The organism is Methylomonas rivi, from assembly GCF_024505165.1.
Lineage (GTDB): Bacteria > Pseudomonadota > Gammaproteobacteria > Methylococcales > Methylomonadaceae > Methylomonas > Methylomonas rivi.
In genome coordinates, this window is the sequence record NZ_JANIBK010000382.1 from 1 (window position 1) to 511 (window position 511).

General features: G+C 60.9%; 1 protein-coding gene. It reads left to right on the forward strand.

Annotation, left to right across the window (positions count from 1 at the left end; genetic code table 11):
• Positions 1-511 (forward strand): acyl-CoA dehydrogenase domain-containing protein (locus tag NP596_RS21850; protein WP_256617474.1); only part of this gene is annotated, 511 nt, incomplete at both ends.

Genomic DNA, 511 nt, shown 5'->3' on the forward strand with positions numbered 1-511 from the left:
GGCGCTACTACCGGCAATTGACCCGGCTCAGCACCGGCTTTGCCTTGACCGCCGATTTCGCCCTGCTGATGCTGGGCGGTCGGTTGAAGCGCAAGGAACGCCTGTCCGGCCGTTTTGCCGATGTTTTAAGTTTTCTGTATTTATGTTCCTGCGCGTTGAAACAGTTCGAAAACCAGGGTTCGCATGCCGATGATTTACCGCTGCTGGATTGGGCTTGCCAATACAGTTTGCATCGGGCCCAACAATCCCTGCTGGCGGTATTTTGGCTATTGCCCGCCCGGCTGCCGGCATTGCTGTTGCGCGCGTTACTGTTTCCGCTCGGCAAACCCTATGCGCCGCCGCGCGACCATCTCGCCGCTCAACTGGCCCGGCTATTACTCAGCGACAATGCGGCCCGCGAGCGTTTGACCTCGGGTATTTACCGCAACGACGACCCCGCCGACCCTACCGGCCGTATCGAAATGGCGTTTCGCGCCGTGCTGGCGGCCGCGCCCGCCGAAGCCAAGCTGCA